13 protein-coding genes and 1 tRNA gene are annotated in these 18,669 nt (G+C 37.2%); 4 read left to right on the forward strand and 10 right to left on the reverse strand.

Annotated elements, in window-relative coordinates; all coding sequences use genetic code 11:
- From AAC084_RS18535 to AAC084_RS18550, 4 genes are all read left to right on the forward strand, one after another.
- Complete coding sequence (locus tag AAC084_RS18535) at positions 1–2,634, forward strand: c-type cytochrome (RefSeq protein WP_339841762.1); 2,634 nt, start codon at positions 1–3, stop codon at positions 2,632–2,634.
- A gap of 238 nt (positions 2,635–2,872) precedes the next feature.
- The gene (locus AAC084_RS18540; protein WP_339841764.1) at positions 2,873–5,986 is read left to right on the forward strand and encodes a glycosyl hydrolase; all 3,114 of its coding nucleotides are present in this window, start codon (positions 2,873–2,875) and stop codon (positions 5,984–5,986) included.
- A 95-nt stretch (positions 5,987–6,081) separates the two neighbouring features.
- On the forward strand, positions 6,082–6,732 hold the full coding sequence (gene rpe / locus AAC084_RS18545; protein ID WP_339841765.1) for a ribulose-phosphate 3-epimerase: 651 nt from the start codon (positions 6,082–6,084) through the stop codon (positions 6,730–6,732).
- Positions 6,729–7,715, forward strand: a complete 987-nt coding sequence (locus AAC084_RS18550) for a YpdA family putative bacillithiol disulfide reductase (RefSeq protein ID WP_339841766.1) — start codon at positions 6,729–6,731, stop codon at positions 7,713–7,715. Before rpe ends, AAC084_RS18550 begins: the two co-directional genes overlap by 4 nt.
- Before the next feature lie 76 nt (positions 7,716–7,791).
- On the opposite strand, the gene AAC084_RS18555 is transcribed toward AAC084_RS18550, so the two are convergent.
- From AAC084_RS18555 to mraY, 10 genes are all read right to left on the reverse strand, one after another.
- Positions 7,792–7,865: transfer RNA gene (locus AAC084_RS18555), tRNA-Arg, on the reverse strand.
- Positions 7,866–7,899: 34 nt separating this feature from the next.
- On the reverse strand, positions 7,900–8,343 hold the full coding sequence (locus AAC084_RS18560) for a GatB/YqeY domain-containing protein (RefSeq protein ID WP_339841767.1): 444 nt from the start codon (positions 8,341–8,343) through the stop codon (positions 7,900–7,902).
- Between the two features lie 89 nt (positions 8,344–8,432).
- A complete protein-coding gene (gene ftsZ, locus AAC084_RS18565) occupies positions 8,433–10,346 on the reverse strand; it encodes a cell division protein FtsZ (RefSeq protein ID WP_339841768.1) in 1,914 nt (637 codons plus the stop codon).
- Between the two features lie 43 nt (positions 10,347–10,389).
- Complete coding sequence (ftsA, locus tag AAC084_RS18570; RefSeq protein ID WP_339841769.1) at positions 10,390–11,745, reverse strand: cell division protein FtsA; 1,356 nt, start codon at positions 11,743–11,745, stop codon at positions 10,390–10,392.
- A gap of 6 nt (positions 11,746–11,751) precedes the next feature.
- Positions 11,752–12,471, reverse strand: coding sequence for a cell division protein FtsQ/DivIB (locus AAC084_RS18575; protein ID WP_339841770.1), 720 nt, complete (start codon positions 12,469–12,471; stop codon positions 11,752–11,754).
- A complete protein-coding gene (gene murC / locus AAC084_RS18580; RefSeq protein WP_339841771.1) occupies positions 12,461–13,813 on the reverse strand; it encodes a UDP-N-acetylmuramate--L-alanine ligase in 1,353 nt (450 codons plus the stop codon). The genes AAC084_RS18575 and murC overlap by 11 nt, the downstream gene beginning before the upstream one ends.
- A gap of 1 nt (position 13,814) precedes the next feature.
- The gene (gene murG, locus AAC084_RS18585; protein ID WP_339841772.1) at positions 13,815–14,903 is read right to left on the reverse strand and encodes an undecaprenyldiphospho-muramoylpentapeptide beta-N-acetylglucosaminyltransferase; all 1,089 of its coding nucleotides are present in this window, start codon (positions 14,901–14,903) and stop codon (positions 13,815–13,817) included.
- The gene (locus AAC084_RS18590; RefSeq protein WP_339841773.1) at positions 14,890–16,092 is read right to left on the reverse strand and encodes an FtsW/RodA/SpoVE family cell cycle protein; all 1,203 of its coding nucleotides are present in this window, start codon (positions 16,090–16,092) and stop codon (positions 14,890–14,892) included. The genes murG and AAC084_RS18590 overlap by 14 nt, the downstream gene beginning before the upstream one ends.
- Before the next feature lies 1 nt (position 16,093).
- A complete protein-coding gene (gene murD / locus AAC084_RS18595) occupies positions 16,094–17,428 on the reverse strand; it encodes a UDP-N-acetylmuramoyl-L-alanine--D-glutamate ligase (RefSeq protein ID WP_339841774.1) in 1,335 nt (444 codons plus the stop codon).
- Entirely contained in the window at positions 17,429–18,649 is a 1,221-nt protein-coding gene (mraY, locus tag AAC084_RS18600; RefSeq protein ID WP_339841775.1) for a phospho-N-acetylmuramoyl-pentapeptide-transferase, read from the reverse strand. It abuts the gene before it with no gap.
- Positions 18,650–18,669: the final 20 nt, after the last annotated feature.

Genomic DNA, 18,669 nt, shown 5'->3' on the forward strand with positions numbered 1-18,669 from the left:
ATGACAACAACCAAGCACCTCATTACCTTCTTTACTGCTTTGCTATTATTTTCTTGCAATGAGAAAGAAAAAGAAATAGCAGAAGAAACAAGTATAAAATTTAACACTCCAAAAGATTTCATACTCGAAGAAATTTATCATCCCAGCAATTTCAAACAAGGCTCATGGGTAGCATTGGCACAAGGTGATAATAGCACCATGTTTGCCTGTGATCAATATGGCAAACTATATCAATTCGCAACTCCTGAAATTGGCGACGTTCTCAAAACAACTGATGTAACCCCATTAGATTTAGAAATTGGAGAAGCACATGGCTTATTGTGGGCGTTCAATAGTTTGTATGTTGCGGTTAATAAAAATTGGGATGAAGAAACTATCGAGGACCAAAAAAATGGTAGTGGCATCTATCGGATAACCGATACTAATAATGATGGCAAGTTAGATACCGTAAAAATGCTTCTTAAATTAGAAGGAAGCGGAGAACATGGGCCCCATAGTTTTATATTATCACCAGATGGTAAAGAAATTTATTTCATTGCCGGTAACCATACATTAATACCTGAAAGTATAAAACAAAATAGTCGCTTACCTAGCAACTGGGACGAGGACAACCTCTTTACCCCTTATTTAGATGCCAGAGGTCATGCAAATGACATTAAAGCACCGGGTGGATGGATAACCAAATTTGATCCTGATGGTTCATCTTTTGAATTAATTTCTGCAGGTTTTAGGAATCCTTTTGATATTGCTTTTAATTCTGACGGTGAACTTTTTACCTATGATGCAGACATGGAATGGGATATTGGTATGCCATGGTATAGACCAACAAGAATTTGCCATGTTACTAGCGGTAGTGAATACGGCTGGCGAACAGGATCCGGAAAATGGCCTGCCTATTATCCCGACAATTTACCTGCAGTGCATAATTTAGAACAAGGATCACCAACCGCAGTTTTATCAACCTCTTCATTAAATTTTCCAGAAAGATATAAAAATGGACTATTGGCAATGGATTGGAGTTTTGGCACCGTTTATTTTATTGATTTAATTGAGAAAGAAAGTACTTATGAAGCCAAAAGGGAAGAATTCTTATCAGGAACCCCCCTACCCTTAACAGATATGATTACTGGCAATGATGGTAATTTATATTTTGCAACGGGTGGTCGTCGACTAGATTCTCACCTCTACCGTCTGCGATATACAGGCTCAGATACAACCAAAACATCTCAGGTAAATTCAAAAAACACACATGAACGAAATCTGCGTAAACAAATAGAAGAGTACCATGTAACGGTTTCTCCAAAAGGCACAGAATTGGCATGGGAGCATTTAGCAAATAAGGACCGATTTATAAGATACGCCTCAAGAATTGCCTTAGAACATCAACCTATAACTTCTTGGTTAGACAATTACAAAAACGAAGCCGACTACAGAAAAATTATTGAAAGTAGTATTGCCTTAAATCATCAGGGCGATCAACAACTTCAATCGTTGATTTTGAAAAAATTAATGGCAATACCCATTTCTACTTTAGATGCTGAATTACAAATGGATTTACTTCGTACCTATTCTCTAAATTTTATTAGATTGGGAATGCCAAACAAGAGCGAGAAACAAAAACTCATAAAGCTCCTAAATCCATTATTTCCTGCAACAAATAGTGCAGTAAGTAAAGAATTGGCTCAGATACTATTATACTTAGAAGCTGACGGTATAGTTAAAAAACTCGTAGAAAGACTCGAATATCATACAGCGCAAAAAACAGTTACAGAAGGTGTTGAGATGCTATCTAATGAAGCCACCTTGCGTAGTGAGCAATATGGACCATTAATTAGAGCTGTTATCGCTAAAATGCCGCCAAGTGAAGCTATTTATTACGGTATGCTATTAAGCAATGCCGAAAATGGATGGAACAAAGATTTAAGAACACGTTATTTTTCTTGGTATTTTGATGTGTTAGGCTCTAAGGGTGGTATGAGCTTTAAAGCCTATATGGAAAATGTAAGGCAACGAGCCCTAACTCATGTTCCAGAAAAAGAAAGAGATTATTTTCAAGAAATTTCCGGAGTATACTCTCCATCTAGCGCAGTGGCAGATTTACCACAACCTTTTGGACCGGGTAAAAATTACACCGGCGAAAATATGGGCGATGTCGTTTGGGGCGGCTTAGATAACTACATAGGCAATATAAAAGCTGGCAAAAGAGCATTTGCTTCGGCAAACTGTGTATTGTGTCACAGAATGCGTGGTGAAGGTGGTGCTGCTGGTCCTGATCTTACCCAAGCACATTCTAAATTCAGTACCTATGACTTAATGTTCGCTATTTATAGCCCGAACGATGAAATTTCAGACCAATATGCAAACACTCTTTTTCATTTAAAGGACGACGCGAAACTGGCCGGTCGAATTAAATCTGAAACTGGAGATTCTATCGTGATAATGCCCAATCCGTTCAACGAAAGCTACACGGTTAGCATTGCCAAGAATGCCATTCTCAAAAAAGAACTTTCGCCGGTATCACCTATGCCACCAGCTTTATTGAATAGATTGAATGAGCAAGAGGTTGTCGATTTATTTGCATACATCATTGCTGGTGGAGATGAAAAACATAAAATATATTCAAGGAAAGAGTAACAGTTAACTAACCAAATTCAAATTAAAGCCTCATAAAAGGAGGCTTTTTTAATTACCAAAATCATAAAATACAAGTTCAATTTCGAAATTATTCTTAAGTGAAAAGCTATTAAATGGGCTTAACATATTAAACATGTCTACAACCCGTTAAAATTTAAAAATGACTTACGAATAGTATAATAATTGATTAATTTCAAACTGATATTTTTAAAATCAATCCAACCAAACTTCAACGATTATGAATATTAAGTATTTCTATCTATTTCTTGTATTTACGCTATCATCTTATAGCACAAGTTTTGCTCAAAAGAAATCAGACAAAACAGCTTCAACATCCCCATTAGACCAATCTTTTTATGAAAATTTAGAATGGAGAAATATTGGTCCTATTCGCGGTGGCCGTTCATTAGGTTCAGCAGGTAGCCCTGGCAGACCTAATGAATATTATTTTGGAGCAACAGGTGGTGGACTTTGGAAAACTACCGATGGTGGTAATGAATGGGCACCAGTTACAGACGGCCAAATTACAAGTTCTTCAGTTGGTGCAGTAGCTATCGCAGAAACCAATCCTGATATTGTATATATCGGTATGGGAGAGGTACAACTTCGCGGTAGCATAACGCAAGGAGATGGTGTCTATAAGACTAAAGATGGTGGTAAAACATGGAGGCACTTAGGACTAGAAGAAACCCAAGCAGTATCTAGAATTAGAATTCATCCTACAAATCCTGATATTGTTTATGTTGCTGCTCTTGGTCACCCATATGGTGATAATGAACAACGTGGGGTTTTTAAAAGTACAGATGGTGGAAATACATGGAAAAAGACATTATATGTTAGCGACAAAGCGGGTGCGGTAGATTTAATCATCGACAGAAATAATCCTAAAGTTCTTTATGCAAGTACATGGCAAGTTCAACGAAAAGCATGGAAAATGTGGAGCGGCGGACCCGATTGTAAATTATGGAAATCTACCGATGCAGGTGAAACATGGACGGATCTAACAAAAAATCCAGGTATGCCAGAAGGCCCTATTGGTAAAATTGGTGTTACCGTATCCCCGGCCGATTCCAATCGTGTTTGGGCAGTTGTAGAAGCAAATGAAGGTGGTGTTTTTCGCTCAGATGATGCTGGTAAAACATGGGAAAGAACTAATGATGAGCGAAAGTTAAGACAACGTGCTTTCTATTACTCTAGAATTTATGCGGATCCTTTCGATAAAGATATTGTGTATGGACTCAATGTTGATTTCTGGAAATCTACTGATGGTGGTAAAACTTTTGATACAGAAATAAAAGTGCCACACGGCGATAACCATGATTTATGGATTGACCCTAATAATCCAGAACGTATGATTTCTTCCAATGATGGTGGTGGCGTCGTTAGTATCAATGGAGGTAAGTCTTGGACAGAAGAGGATTATATTACTACTCAATTGTACCACGTAATGGCAACTAATGATATTCCCTATCATGTGGCCGGTGCTCAACAAGATAATAGTACGATCGCTGTACCAAGCGATGGTTGGGAACATATGCAGGCACGTGGACAAGGTGATGGATGGGCTTATGCCGTTGGTGGAGGAGAAAGTGGCTGGATTACACAGCATCCAAAAAATAACGATATTTTCTATGCAGGTAGCCAAGGGGCCCTTTTAACTAGATATGATAGAAGTAATGGTCAGTCACGTGACATACAAGTGTATCCACGGTTTTTCTCTGGTGAACCGGCAAGTGCCTTACCAGAACGCTGGCAGTGGACGTTCCCTATTATGTTCGCCCCAAAAGATTCAAATGTTATGTATACATGTTCGCAACATGTTTGGAAAACAACAGATGACGGACAATCATGGGAAAAAATTAGTCCTGACCTTACGTATGCAGATCCATCTACATTGGGCAAAACTGGTGGAATTATCACCATGGATATGAACGGTCCTGAAATATACGCTACCGTATTTGCCCTTGCTCCATCCAACCACGATATCAATACCATCTGGGCAGGTTCTGATGATGGAAAAATTCATATTACTAGAGATGGTGGCAAAAATTGGTCTGACATTACACCAAAAGAATTACCAAAATTTTCACGAGTAAGTATTATTGATGAATCTATCCACAATCCTGGTACGTTATACGTAGCTGCTAACCGTTATCAGGTTGATGACAGACAGCCCTATGTTTTTAAAACCCATGATTATGGCAAAACTTGGACAAAAATTATCAATGGTATCGAAGATGGTCATTTTGCAAGAGCTGTACGTGAAGACCCAGTTAGAGAAGGTCTTCTATTTTTAGCCACAGAGCACGGTGTTTACTTTTCTATGAACGATGGTGAGTTATGGCAGAGTCTACAATTAAAACTACCAGACACGCCTGTACGTGATTTAGTAATAAAAGATAATGATGTGGTTTTAGGAACCCACGGAAGAGGATTTTGGATTTTAGATGATATACAACCGCTGAGACAGTTTACTCCAGAAATGGCAAAACAAGATGCTATATTATTTCAACCTAGCAATACCTATAGAGGATTAACTGATGCATCTATTCAATATTACCTAAAAGACCAGAAAGATACGATCACTTTTGAAATTTATGACGCCAATGATAAATTGATAAATACGTTCACAGGTAGTAAACCAAAGTATGAAGTAGACCCTAATTTACCATATTGGTTACGTGGAGGCTCCTCAAAACCTACAACTGCAAAAGGAATAAATACTTTTACGTGGGACCTAAGATATACTGGCGCAACTACTTTTGACGGTATGATTATTTGGAGTGCAAGACCTGCAAGGGGTCCGAAAGCACCATTAGGTACTTATAAAGTAAAAATGAAGTCAGGGGATTATGAAAAAACATATTCCTTTGAATTAGAAATGGATCCAAATCTTAAAGGAATCACTAAAGAAGATTTGGATGAACAATTTAATTTGTCGAACAAAATAATGGAAAAAACCACTATAGCTAATGAAGCGGTGATACAAATACGTAAAATCAAAACTACATTCAAAGAGGTTAAGGATAAAATTGAATCAAATGATTATAAAAAAATCATAACTCCTTTTTTAAATGATTTATCGACCATAGAAGAAGAGTTATACCAGGTTAAGAACCAATCTGGCCAAGATCCTTTAAACTTCCCTATTAAGTTAAACAACCGTTTAGCATCATTGCGACGAAGTGTTGAATCAGGTGAAGCAAAACCTACCAATGGAGCATACAAAGTATATGAAGAACTATCAGCAGAGCTTGATGTTCAAATCGGGAAGTTAAATTCAGTGTTGGAAAGTTATAAACCAAAAGCGAATCCTATTTTAAATAAGAACGGTTTAACTCCTATCGAATAAAAGAGTATAAATCGGAGAGAGAGGATTCTGTTAAACCTTACCCTGAAGGTTTAACAGAATCCTTATTTTTGTAATGAATTTTAAGGGTATATAAAATGAAAAAGCCAAGTATAGCGCCATCACTATTAGCTGCAGATTTCGGAAATCTTCAACGTGATGTAGAAATGGTAAATGCAAGTGAAGCTGATTTCCACCATATTGATGTCATGGACGGAGTTTTTGTTCCGAACATTTCATACGGAATGCCTGTGGTTAAGGCAATTCAGAAAAGTGCCACTAAACCATTAGACGTCCATTTAATGATTGTTGACCCTGACCGCTACATTGAAGAATTTGCCAATTTAGGAGCAAGCATTTTAACCGTTCACTACGAAGCATGCACTCATTTACACAGAACATTGCAAGCAATTAAAGCACATGGCATGAAAGCTGGTGTTGCCTTAAATCCACATACTAATATAATACTGTTAGAAGATACCATTAAAGATATCGATGTGGTATTAATTATGAGTGTTAACCCTGGTTTTGGCGGCCAATCATTCATTGAACATACGTATGATAAGGTCAAAGCCTTAAAAGCTTTAATCAAAAGAAAGAATTCATCCGCTTTAATTGAAATTGACGGAGGTGTAACCACAGCAAATTCACGAAAATTAGTTGACGCAGGTGCTGACATATTGGTTGCAGGAAGCTTTGTTTTTAAAAGTTCAGATCCGATAAATACAATAAAAGAATTAAAGGGATGAAAACTGAATTTGATATCATCATCATCGGTGGAGGACCGATAGGGATTGCATGCGGATTAGAAGCAAAGAAAAATGGTCTTAGTTACCTTATCTTAGAAAAAGGACCCATCGTAAATTCTCTTTTCCATTACCCTTCGAATATGCAATTTTTCTCTTCTTCAGAAAAACTTGAGATTGATGAAATTCCTTTTATTAGCAAAGAAGCCAAGCCCAAAAGAGATGAGGCTTTAGAATACTATAGACGTATTGTAACCTCTAACAAATTGAATATTCATTTGTTTGAAAAAGTAGAGGACGTCAAAAAAGTTGATGAGACCTTTACCATAACTTCAGATAAAACTACCTATACCGCGCAACAAATTGTCGTAGCTACAGGTTTTTACGACATTCCTAACTTATTGAATGTACCCGGTGAAAATTTGGATAAAGTAGTTCATTATTATGACAATCCCCATTACTACTCAGGTCAAAAAGTAGCGGTTGTTGGCGCCAGTAATTCTGCCATTGATGCTGCCCTAGAGTGTTATCGTAAAGGTGCAGAGGTTTCTTTGATTATTCGTGGATCAGAGGTAGGGCAACGCGTAAAATATTGGGTTCGACCAGATATAATTAATCGAATTGAAGAAGGAAGTATTAAGGCATATTATAATTCAACAGTAAAGACAATTATAAAAGACAAAATAACATTAGCAACACAAACCGGAGATGTCGAAATTGATAATGATTTTATACTAGCCCTTACAGGCTACAAACCTAATTTTAAGTTTTTAGAAATGTTAGGTGTACAAATCAGCAATGACGAGAAAAAGCTGCCGGCCTACGACCCAGAAACGATGGAAACCAATATTAAAGGACTTTACTTGGCAGGGGTAATTTGCGGAGGAATGGAAACCCATAAATGGTTTATCGAAAACTCCCGAATTCATGCCAAAATGATTATTAAAGATATAATCTCAAATTCGGTCACTTCAGAAAGCAATTAAAGTATTAACCAAGAAATCCCTTTTATTATTATAAAAACAAAAGCCACATCTTTCACAGATGTGGCTTTTTTACTAGTGACCTCGAAGGGATTCAAACCCCCAACCCTCAGAGCCGAAATCTGATGCGCTATTCAGTTGCGCCACGAGGCCATTATTATTCAGTATTTAAATTAAATACTGAGACTTAAGATAATTTATTTTTAACAATGGTAGATATTAATTTACCATCAGCTTGTCCTGCTAATTCTTTAGAAACAATTCCCATTACCTTACCCATATCCTTCATTCCTGAAGCACCTATTGAGTCAATAGTTTGAACTACTACTTTCTCTACTTCCTCTTCTGTAAGTTGTTCTGGTAAAAATTGCTCAATAACAGCAATTTGCGCCAATTCTGGATCTGCAAGATCTTGTCTTCCTTGCTCTATAAATATTGCAGCACTATCTTTTCTTTGTTTTACTAATTTCTGTACTAATTGTATTTCGTCATCTTCTGTGATTTCACCATCACCACTAGTACTTGCCATTAAGAGCGCAGATTTTATAGCTCTAAGTGATTCTAATGCAACCTTATCTTTAGCTTTCATAGCCAATTTCAATTGCTCCATTACTTTTTGCTGTAAACTCATAGCTTCCTTATTTTGGTTTGCGAAGATAAAAAATAAACCCGAAAACTAACTTAGTATTCGGGTTTAAAAATATTTGATATACGCTATCTCTAATCTACATTATCATGTAAAAATGAGTTATTTGAACGTAATTGAATATCATCATTACTATCACCACTAAGCGATGTTCTAGAAATTTTACTCTCTCTAGGATTATCGTTTAAATTTACACCTTGTCTTTGGTAAGCAGGCTTCTTTTCATCATAACTGCTAGGTGTATTTGTTTTGAACTTATAGTTGAAATCTTTAAGTTTTCTTCTACGCTCATCAGCTCTATCACGCAACAACTCTTCTATCGGTGTTTCCATTGGATCAAGTTGTTCTTCTGGACGTACTTCTCTTTTTGGTGCTACAGTCTTTTTTTCGAATATCAATTCATCTTCAATAATCTTTGGCTCAAACTCTTCTGCTTTTGATTTTGCACCAGTCAATTTACTTTCCAATTGCATGTAATCATCCAAACTATAGCGTTTTTCACCATTCTTGTTATATTCCAAAACGGGTATGATTTCAATACTATCGTTTACATCTAAATCTTTCACTTCATCATGTAAGTTAAAAGTGATCACATTTTCCTTTTCTTCATCCCTTAATGGCATGTCGAAACCTATGGCAAAATCATCTTCTTCAACATCTTTCGTTTTCAACACTTCAGGATCAACCACCTCAATATCTCTTAACGATGATGGTGAATCTATAATTACGAAATCTTCCTCTTTAACATTATGAGCAACTACTTCCTCGTAAAAAACATTAAAATTCTTAATATAGTTCGTTGTCGGTATTAAATCGAAATCTGCCTCATCAACAAATTCATATTTGGCAACGGGCTTTACTTCTTTAACTTTCACCTCTTCTTCATCCATTTCCAAAGTATGCACAGTTTTGGAATTGGACAGCAACATTGCCTCTGCGCGTTGACCGTCTTCTAAGGTATGAATGATTTTTTTCGACTCCGTATTAACGATATCATCCTGCTGCTCTATATTAAAACCCGTGGCAATTACCGTAACGGCAATAGCCTCTCCTAAGCTTTCATCTTCACCAACACCCATAATGATGTTTGCTCCGTAACCAGCTTCGATTTGAATATGATCATTTATTTCGCCTATTTCATCAATAGTAATTTCTTGTGCGCCAGAAACGATTAATAACAATACGTTTTTAGCTCCTTGAATTTTATTATCGTTCAATAACGGTGAGTCTAAAGCTTTCATGATTGCTTCATTAGCTCTTGCAGAGCCAGAGGAGATTGCAGACCCCATAATAGCAGTACCACTATTAGAAAGTACCGTTTTAGCGTCACGTAAATCTATGTTTTGTGTGTAGTGATGTGTAATAACTTCGGCGATACCTCTAGCAGCCGTTGCTAACACTTCATCAGCTTTAGAGAAACCAGCTTTAAAACCAAGGTTACCGTATACTTCTCTTAATTTATTGTTATTAATGACGATCAGCGAATCTACATTTTTTCGTAATTTCTCAATACCACGTTGTGCTTGTTCAACACGCATTCTTCCTTCAAATTGGAATGGCATCGTAACAATACCTACTGTAAGAACATCCATTTCCTTAGCAAACTTGGCTATGACGGGAGCAGCACCAGTACCTGTTCCCCCACCCATACCTGCAGTAATGAAAATCATCTTTGTCGTAGAGTCCAACATCGATTTGATTTCCTCCATACTTTCCATTGCAGCCTGTTCTCCAACTTCAGGATTGGCACCAGCACCCAAACCTTCTGTTAATGAAACACCTAATTGTATTTTGTTAGGCACGGGACTATTGTCTAATGCCTGTGAATCTGTATTACAGATTACAAAATCAACTCCGTTAATTCCTGCTTGGAACATGTGATTAATAGCATTGCTACCACCACCACCTACACCAATGACCTTTATAACGTTGCTTTGATTCTTTGGAAGATCAAAGGAGATATTATCAAATTCGCTGTTCTTACTCATATTCTTGTTATTACTGGTTATGTATATTCTTACTATATGCTAATTACTCTGCGTTGTCTAAAAACTCTTTTAACTTTTCAGACCATTTATCAAAAACAGATTTTCTTTCCTTGTACATTCTGTTTTTACCTTCATATTCATTCTCATCAACACCGGCAAACGCTTCAACTTCCTCTTGTTCTGTTTGCGCAAATTCTTCAGATGCTAGAGATTTCTTCTTAATACTTTCAAGCTTTTTCTCGTTCTTAATTGCATTCATTAAAAGCCCAACAGCTGTAGCGTATAAAGGGCTAGCAACTTCCTCATCTGAATCACCAGCTAAATGCTCGTTCGGATACCCAATTCTGGTATCCATACCTGTTATATATTCAACTAATTGCTTCAAATGCTTAAGTTGACTACCGCCACCTGTTAAAACAATACCTGCAATTAATTTTTTCTTTTGCTCTTCATGACCATAGTTCTTAATCTCTACATAGACTTGCTCTATGATTTCAACTACACGCGCATGAATTATTTTAGATAAATTCTTTAAAGAGATTTCTTTTGGCTCTCTACCGCGTAAACCTGGTATAGAAACTATTTCATTATCTCTATTCTCCCCTGGCCATGCCGACCCAAATCTAGTTTTCAACAACTCGGCCTGTTTCTCAATAATAGAACAACCTTCTTTGATGTCTTCGGTAATTACACCTCCACCAAAAGGAATAACCGCCGTATGTCTAATAATACCATCTTTAAATATGGCTAAATCAGTAGTACCACCTCCTATATCGATTAATGCTACACCAGCTTCTTTCTCTTCTTGACTCAATACCGCATCTGATGATGCCAATGGCTCGAGTGTAATATTCCCTAAATCTAGACCCGCACTCTTAATACAACGACCTACATTTTTTATGGAAACTACTTGCCCTACAACTACATGAAAGTTGGCTTCTAAACGACCACCATACATACCAATAGGCTCACGAATTTCTCCTTGGCCATCTACTTTATATTCTTGTGGTAATACGTGAATTATCTCCTCACCAGGAAGCATAATCAATTTGTGCACTTGATTAATTAAGATATCTAAATCTTCTTCATTGATGACCTCTTCAGAATCTTTGCGCGTAATATAATCGCTATGCTGTAAGCTTCTTATATGCTGACCTGCGATACCGACAACTACAGAACCAATTTTAAGACCCGAATTAGCCTCAGCTTCTTCTACCGCTTGTTGTATTGATTTTATAGTTTGTGTTATGTTATTTACAACACCTCTGTGTACACCTAAACTTTTGGATTTACCGATACCTAAAATCTCGATCTTACCGTATTCATTTTCCTTACCGATAATGGCAACGATTTTCGTTGTTCCGATGTCAAGACCGACTGAATATTTAGTTTGTTCCATTTTCTATTAAATTTTAGTGCACACCACCTGGTTATTGAATTCTAAACTTACTACCGCATAATCCTCCAAGGTTTCATCCTTGATCGCTTTGGCATAAAATGCCTTAAAATTGCTGAACTTCCCCTCTAAATCTTCAATACCGCCTAAGTTCACTACAAAATTATTAAGCCTTAATCGCAATTGATATTCGTTTTCACCCTTTATGTGAATCCCGATTATCGTTTTACGAAAAAAATCGTCATTGTTAATATGCTCCAATATGACATAGACATCCTCAAGGCTTTTACCACTGATATTGCCTGTTATTATGGGAACTCTTGCTGAATGATTATTGGAAAGAGGCATCCTTTTTCCTTCATCATCCAAATAATACTTCGTATCCCCCTCTATTCGTCCGATTGGTTTCCGTTGAACAATTTTCGACGTAAGCTCACCATCTATAGTAAGATAGACTTGGGCACTTTTTACCATTTCATTGGCCTCAATGGCTTTTTCCACAGTATTCAAAACTATATTTTCTTTAGGCACATTTTCAAGGCTACCATATTTTTGTATTAACAATTTATTAACCGTCCCTTCTGTCAGGTATAAATTCTCATCACCAATGAACTCTACCTTCATTCCGGCAACATTCTTAGCGCTATTCCGATTATTCGAAAAAGCGTATAACCCCGTGATTACCAGAATCAAAGCAGTCAACTTTAAAAAATTCCAATTAATCTGCATACGATAATTCATTTTTAATTTTCATCACCTCTAAACCTATATCCCCTGCTCCCATTGTTACTAAAACTTCTGGATTCTGGATTTTAATTTCAGAAATGATTTGTTCTTTTGAAATTAATTTTTTATTGCTTGTTGTCATTTTCTCAAGCAACCAATTTGAATCTATTCCTTCAATCGGTTCTTCCCTTGCTGGATAGATATCTAACAACAAAATATTCTCGAATCGAGATAAGCTTTTTGCAAAATCATCAGCAAAATCTCGTGTTCTTGAAAATAGATGTGGTTGAAAAATGGCCAATACTTTTTTATTCGGATGCATTTCTGAAATCGCTTCAAAAACTGCATTGATTTCTGTTGGATGATGGGCATAATCATCTATAAAAATAAAATCATCATTTTTAATTTTATAAGAAAAACGCCTCTGCACTCCTTTAAAAGTCGATAGAGCCTCAGCAAGGCGATGCGGCGGGGAACCTGATTGCATCGCCATCGCAAAAGCTACCAAACCGTTAAGCAAATTGTGCCTTCCTGGTTTGTTGAATTCGACCCCTTTCAGGTTTACTTCAGGGGTCTCCAAATCGAAAATGTAGGTGCCATGTTCTATTTTTATGTTCCGGATACAATAATCCGAATCGTCTTCAATACCATAGGTCAACCCGGCTAAAGGCAAACCATTACGAACGAATAGTTTTCCGCCCGGTTTTAATCGTTTTGTAAAATCAACAAATGTTCGCTCCAATTCTTGTGCATCACCATATATATCCAAATGATCTGCATCCATTGAGGTTACACATGCCACATTAGGTGTCAACTGCATAAATGAACGATCAAACTCATCGGCCTCCACAACAGAATAATCAGTGCCTTCCAATAGAAAATTACTATTGAAGTCTTCTGAAATTCCGCCTAAAAAAGCCGTCATCGATACGCCTGTTTCTTTTAATAAATGCGCCAGTATACTCGAGGTTGTTGTTTTACCATGCGTACCAGCAACAGCAAAACAGAACGAATCTTTTGTAATAAGTCCCAACACTTCTGAACGTTTCTTAATTATAAAACCATTGGTTAAGAAATACTGATATTCAGAATGACTGGACGGTACTGCCGGAGTATAAACGACTAGTGTATTTTCAGAATTCTTAAACTCGTTAGGAATCAGTTCCAAATCATCACTGTAATGTATGGCAATACCAGATTTTGATAACTCTTGTGTTAGCGGACTCTCTGTTTTGTCATAACCGGCAACCGATTTATTTATAAAAGCAAAATACCGAGCCAAGGCAGACATACCAATGCCGCCTATACCTATAAAATACACGTTATGTATTTGCTCTAAATTCATTTTACTTTAATAGTTTTTCTATTTCATCACAGATGTCCGCAGTAGCATTTGGTAATGCCAACGCCTTACTGTTCTTAGATAATTCTGCTTGTTTTTCAGGAGAATTAAACACTGCTTCAAATTCCGTTTTAAACTGCGTGTCTAAATCATTCTCTCGAATCATAATTGCCGCATTATGACCTACTAGCGATAATGCATTTTTAGTCTGATGATCTTCGGCAACCACGGGCGACGGAATAAAGAAGGTTGGTTTACCCACCAAACATAATTCTGACACCGCTCCTGCTCCTGCACGAGAAATTATAAAGTCGGCAGCTACATAGGCTTTATCCATCGTGTTTAAAAAAGCATGAACTTTAATAGTTTCGGACTGATTTACCTTATATGTTTCGTAATACCCTTTTCCGCATTGCCATATCACTTGCAAGCCTAGTTCTTCAAAATAGGCTAAATGATCAGCCACCAATTGATTAATACGTCTTGCTCCTAAGCTACCACCCAAGACCAAAAGCGTTTTCTTATCTGCCTTCAGTTCAAAATAGTCTAATGCTTCATTTTTGGTCGCTTTAAGCACTACCAAATCTGAACGAACGGGATTACCTGTTTTTACAATTTTATCTTTCGGAAAAAATTGCTCCATGCCATCATACGCCACACAGATTTTCTCCACTTTATCTTTTAATAGTTTATTGGTAATTCCTGCAAAAGAATTCTGTTCCTGCAACACGCATGGTATCCCTTTTAAGGTGGCCATTTTTAACAAAGGACCACTAGCAAAACCACCAGTACCAATTACGGCATGGGGCTTAAACTTCGATACGATGCTATTTGCTTTCATTAAACTACTTATCAATTTTATCGGAAACATTAAATTCTTAAGGGTCAGTTTCCGCTGTATCCCTGTAATCCACAATCCTTCGATTTTATACCCAGCTTGTGGCACTTTTTCCATCTCCATTCTATCCTTCGCGCCTACGAATAAAAATTCCGCATCAGGATGCCTTCTCTTCAATTCATTAGCGATCGCTATGGCCGGATAAATATGTCCGCCTGTACCACCACCCGATAAGATGAATTTATAATTGCCCACTTAATATCTCTAATGGGTTTGTCTCATCTATATTATGTGCAGAAGAACTCTCCTGCGCTATACTCTTATTACTCGCACTTAATATAATTCCTATGGCCAAGCAAGTCATCCAACTCGATGTACCTCCACTACTGATCAAGGGTAGGTTCTGACCCGTTACCGGGAACAACTCTACAGCTACCGCCATATTAATCATCGCTTGAAAAACAATCGGTAGTCCAACACCTAACACTAACAACTTACTGAATATCGTTGTGCAACCATTGGCTACTACCACAATACGAAACAGTAAAAGCAAGTAAAAGAACATCAAAGCAAAACCGCCTATTAATCCGTATTCCTCAACTATTATAGCATAGATAAAATCTGATGAACTCTGTGGTAAAAAGTTCTTTTGAACACTCTTACCAGCACCTTTACCAACTATACCCCCAGTTGCAATGGCAATTTTTGCTCTTTCTATTTGGTAATTAGCCTCAGTATCTTCCGGATTTGAGAAGCTATCGATACGGCTCATCCAAGTATCAACCCTATTCGGGAATAAATCTGGAAAAGCTTTTGCCGTTAAAATGAACATGGTCAGACATAGTATTCCTGTGCCTACGATGCTTAATAAATATTTCATAGGGTATCCTCCCAAAAAACACAAAACCATCACCATTGAAAATACAATGCCTGCCGTAGAAAAGTTAGCTGGTAAAATCAAAGCTACCACCAAGAAAACAGGAAGCCACAATGGCAAAATACTCTCTTTGAACGTAATTTTAATTTCCCTAACCTTAGAAAAATAACGTGCTACATAAATCATTAAAACAACCGCTGCCAAGTTAGAGGGCTGAAAACCGAAGCCTACTAATGGTATGCGTATCCATCGGCTATCATTGGTACCACCACCAGAAGTACCTTGCGCCAAAACAAAAATTAAAAGCACTAAAACAATAGGTAGGGCAATCATAGAAAGCCCTTTAAAAAAATGCGTTGGTATTTTATGTATACCATAAATAATACCAAAACCCAAGAACAGCAGTATAGCATGTTTTACCAAATGCCCCACAGTGGTTCCATTACCCACTACATACACCAAGTTACTACTAGCACTATACACTGGTAAAAATGAAAATAGAGCCAGTAGTGCCGCAATGGCCCAAATGGCTTTATCTCCTTTTATTTTTTGCAGTATATTCAACACCTTATAGGTTCTTTACACAGTTCTTAAATTGATCTCCGCGATCTTCATAGTTTTTAAACAAATCGAAACTTGCACACGCCGGTGACAACAAAACAGTATCGCCACGTTCCGCAATTTTATAGGCTACTTTCACAGCCTCTTCCATTGCAAATGTCTCTACCATAAGATCTACGGCATTACCGAATACATGTTTAATCTTCTCGTTATTCTCACCCAAGCATATAATCGCTTTTACTTTCTCACGCACCAAAGGCATCAACTCCATATACTCATTACCTTTATCTACACCACCTACGATCCAAACCGTTGGTGATTTCATGCTGTCTAAAGCATAATAGGCCGCATTTACATTGGTCGCCTTCGAGTCGTTTATATACGTTACATGATGAATTTTCAAGACCTTCTCCAAACGGTGGGGAGCCCCTTGAAAATTTGACACACAAGCTCTAATCGTTTCCTTACGGATACCGACTAATTTTGCAATAGTGGCAGCTGCCATCGTGTTCTTTACATTGTGTTGACCTTCTAAGGCCAAAGAGTCTTTAATCATGCTAATAGTGTCTGTTTTTGTTTTTATTATTATTTCGTTTTGTTCTATAAATGCACCTTCTTCAAATACTTTGTTCAATGAAAAGGGCAATAATTTTGATTTGACCGGGTGTTCTTTAAGCCATTTTACCAAGACCGTATCATCTGCATCATATATCAAATAATCGTTTTCGTCTTGGTTCTCCGCTATTCTGAATTTTGAAGCGATATAGTTTTCAAATGAATACTCATAGCGATCTAAATGATCTGGCGAAATATTCGTGATGACGGCGATATGTGGTTTAAAATCCACAATACCATCTAATTGAAAACTGCTTATCTCGAGTACGTAATACTCAAAATCATTCTCCGCAACCATCTTCGCATAACTATCACCGATATTACCTGCCATACCAACCTTTAATCCGCCATTGGCGAGTATATGGTTCGTAAGCATCGTAGTGGTCGTTTTTCCATTACTTCCCGTAATACCGATGATTTTAGCATCGGTATATTTTGATGCAAATTCAATCTCTGACAATACAGGAATGCCTTTTTCAACCAACTGCTTCACCAAGGGTACCTTATCTGGTATTCCCGGACTCTTCATTACTAAGTCGGCTTTTAAAATGCGGTCTTCAGAATGCTTCTCTTCTTCCCAATCAATTCCAAAATGTTCAAGAACGTTTTTATACTTCTCTTTAATTTTTCCTTTATCGGATACAAAAACATCGTATCCTTTTTTTAATCCTAAAATAGCTGTTCCTACTCCACTTTCTCCACCTCCGAGAACTACCAACAACGCCATTTATCTAATTTTTAAGGTCACTATGGTTATAATGGCCAATAGTATTCCTACAATCCAAAAACGGGTTACGATCTTACTTTCGTGATATCCTTTTTTCTGGTAGTGATGATGCAATGGTGACATTAAAAAGATGCGTCTGCCCTCTCCATATTTATTTCGTGAATACTTGAAATAGCCTACTTGTAGCATCACTGAAAGTGACTCCGCGAAAAATATTCCACACAATACAGGTATTAATAATTCTTTACGAACGATTATTGCGATTACGGCAATAACACCCCCAATAGTTAAACTTCCTGTATCTCCCATAAATACTTGTGCTGGGAAGGCGTTGTACCATAAAAACCCTATTAACGCTCCTACAAATGCAGTAATAAATATCAGCAACTCTCCAACCCTTGGTATATACATGATATCGAGATAATCGGAGAAAAAAACATTACCCGAAACCAAAGCAAATATGCCAAGCGAAAATACAATGATAGCCGATGTACCTGCGGCGAGCCCATCGATACCATCGGTTAGGTTTGCTCCGTTAGATACTGCTGTTACAATTAGAATAATGACAGGAATAAAGATCAACCAAGCATATTCTTGCGCTCCTTCTCCCATCCAACCAATAAAGTCTCCATAATCGAATTCATTGTTCTTCATGAAAGGAACGGTAGTCATGGTGGACTTAATTTCCGGGCCTTTTACTTGCTCTATTGTATAATCATTGGTGATTATAGTTTGATCATGGTCGCGCATGGTTACCTCTGGGTGAAAATAAAGTACCGCACCAACGATAATACCTAACGTAACTTGCCCTAGAACTTTAAACCTTCCTTTTAACCCTTCTTTATTCTTTTTAAATACTTTGATATAATCATCTAAGAATCCGATAGCACCCATCCATAACATGGTGAAAATCAAAAGAATAATATAAATATTATCTAAGCGAGCGAAAAGTATTACCGGAATCAACGTTGCCAAAATAATAATGATACCACCCATCGTTGGCGTACCTGCTTTTTGCTTTTGACCATCAAGACCTAAATCTCTAATGGTTTCACCTACTTGTTGCTTTTGAAGAAAAAGAATGATACGCTTACCAAAAGCTGTGGCGATAATTAAAGAAAACAGGATAGCCATAGCCGCACGGAACGTATAAAACTGAAACAGCGTAGCCCCAGGAAACTGGTATTGTTTTTCTAAATATTCGAACAGGTAGGTTAACATAGTTTTTTCATTATGGCGTT

Origin of the sequence: uncultured Maribacter sp., from assembly GCF_963977385.1 — a bacterium.
Lineage (GTDB): Bacteria > Bacteroidota > Bacteroidia > Flavobacteriales > Flavobacteriaceae > Maribacter.